Below are 1,936 nucleotides of genomic sequence, written 5' to 3'. Positions count from 1 at the left end.
GCCGAGTTCCTTCTGCATGACCGGCGCGGCGGTGCCGATATTCACCCGGTCGATGTAGGTGATCAAATACATCAGGCAGATGATCAGCAGAACCCGATCGGTTGCCTTGACGCGCCTGAGCCGAAGCATGCTGCCCTCCTGGTCGAGACGGCCGAGAGCGGGCCAGCGCCGGGCGCCCGGATCCGTGCGCCGACCGCGACCGGGCTCGGCGTCCATCGAGCGTTCCTCGTCCTCACCGCCGTCGGCTTGAGCAGGTCTTGGGGCCTGCGAGTTCGGCGTACCGACAGCGTCAGAAAAGGATGCTAGCCCTTGCCTGTTTGAGAGAAAAATTTATTGTCTGCATCGCGATCATTCAGGAAATTGATCGAGATGATTCCGGATCTCGAGATTTGCTTGCTCCGGACCTTCGTCGCCGTGAACGAGACCGGCAGCATAACGTCGGCCGGGCGACAGGTCGGGCGTACCCAGCCGGCCGTCACGCACCAGATCCACCGCCTCGAGAAGGCGCTCGGCAAGCCGCTCTTCGCGGGAGACCGCCGGCACCTCAACCTGACGCCCGACGGCGAGATCCTGCTGGGCTATGCCCGGACCCTCCTGAACCTCAACGACGAGATCCGCGAGCGCTTCCGCGCGCCCGACATCGCCGGCCATGTCCGCCTCGGCGTGCCCGACCTCTACGCCGCCTTCCTGCTGCCGGCGGTGCTCGGGCGCTTCTCGCGGGCCTATCCGCAGATCGAGATCGAGCTGCGCTGCTCGCGCAGCGTCCATCTCCACGCCGCCCTGCAACGGGACGAGATCGACGTCGCGGTGATGACGCGCCAGCCGGAGTTCGGCGCCGCGACGGTCGTCCGGGAGGAGCCGCTGATCTGGGTCGCGGCCCGCGACTATCCCGTATCGACGCAGGGGACGCTTCCCCTGGCGCTGCTGCCGGCCGGCAGCATCTACCGGCAGCACGCGCTCGACGCGCTCGGCCATGTCGGCCGGTCCTGGACCATCACGGCGGTCAGCGACAGCATCGCGGGGCTGCAGGCCGCAGTCTATGCCGGCCTCGCGGTCTCGATCTTCCCGCTCTGCGCGCTCAATCAGAACATGCGCCGACTCGGCCGGGCGGACGGCTTGCGCGATCTCCCGGCGATGGAGATCGTGCTGCAGCGCAAACCGAGCGGGGTCGGCCCGGCGGCCGAGCATCTGGCGCAGTACATTGAGGCGGAGCTCGGCGGGTCCGTGCGCTGACATTGCTGCTGTGCAGCAAATTCGAGCGCCGTTTATTGTGCAACGCACATACGCCGTGGTATCGGGGCGCACAATCCGGACCCGGATCATCCCGGACCCGGATCGTCCCATGTACGAACTCAGCCGTCTGCGCGCGGCGCTTCCCTATGCCGCCGCGCTCTATCTGCTCACGAGCATCGCGCAGCTGCAGGCCACGCAGCCGGCGCACGTGTCCCCGGGCGGCCTGACAGCCGATCGAGTGGTGCGCGGCCTGACGTGGCACATGCTCCAGATCGCCCGAAACGAGCAGGGCGAGAGCCTCGTCTTCTACCCGGGCAATTGACCTGGGGCCCGCTCCGGCCCGCGTCGGACGGAGCGTGAGCCCGGGCAGGCGGCGGCCGGACGCGCGGACCGCGCCCGGTGCCGTGCGGCGGGACTGAGCCGCCGGATCGCGTCGGCGCTACGGGGCGGCCCGCTGTGGCCGCATGTCGGCGCGATCGATTCCCGCGACGACGGTCGGCTTCTTCATCGCGTCCCGCCTGAAGGGCTCGCCGAGCTCCTGGTTCAGGACGACCTCGATGAAGGTCGTGATCCCGCGTCCCTGGTCCTCGGCAGCGGTCCGGAGGGCGGCGGTCAGGTCGTCCTGCGTCTCCACCGTGACGCCCTTGAAGCCGCAGCCTTCCGCGATCTTGGCATAGCTCAGCTTCGGGTCGAGCTCGGTGCC

Annotated in this window: 4 protein-coding genes; 2 read left to right on the top strand and 2 right to left on the bottom strand. The window is 68.5% G+C overall.

All coding sequences use genetic code 11. The features are described from left to right. A partial coding sequence (locus WDW90_RS36700; protein ID WP_336492655.1) for a hypothetical protein occupies window positions 1-216 on the bottom strand: 216 nt, incomplete at its 3' end. A gap of 177 nt (window positions 217-393) precedes the next feature. Between WDW90_RS36700 and WDW90_RS36695 the strand changes: the two genes are divergently transcribed. Both WDW90_RS36695 and WDW90_RS36690 read left to right on the top strand, forming a co-directional pair. Then, window positions 394-1,233 (top strand): LysR substrate-binding domain-containing protein, encoded by an 840-nt coding sequence (locus tag WDW90_RS36695; RefSeq protein ID WP_336492654.1) that lies wholly within the window; start codon window positions 394-396, stop codon window positions 1,231-1,233. Window positions 1,234-1,342: 109 nt separating this feature from the next. Further along, the gene (locus WDW90_RS36690) at window positions 1,343-1,555 is read left to right on the top strand and encodes a hypothetical protein (protein WP_336492653.1); all 213 of its coding nucleotides are present in this window, start codon (window positions 1,343-1,345) and stop codon (window positions 1,553-1,555) included. Window positions 1,556-1,672: 117 nt separating this feature from the next. Here WDW90_RS36690 and WDW90_RS36685 read toward each other — a convergent pair. Beyond that, window positions 1,673-1,936: thiamine pyrophosphate-dependent enzyme (locus tag WDW90_RS36685; RefSeq protein ID WP_336492652.1), on the bottom strand; the 264-nt coding region annotated here is incomplete at its 5' end.

The organism is Methylobacterium nigriterrae (assembly GCF_037106235.1).
Classification (GTDB): domain Bacteria; phylum Pseudomonadota; class Alphaproteobacteria; order Rhizobiales; family Beijerinckiaceae; genus Methylobacterium; species Methylobacterium nigriterrae.
Note: the sequence above shows the minus strand (reverse complement) of the source record. Positions and strands in the feature narration are given on the sequence as shown.

Bases quoted from the DNA above. Each gene is read 5' to 3' on its own strand.
- WDW90_RS36690 (WP_336492653.1), top strand. From the start codon at position 1,343: ATGTACGAACTCAGCCGTCTGCGCGCGGCGCTTCCCTATGCCGCCGCG.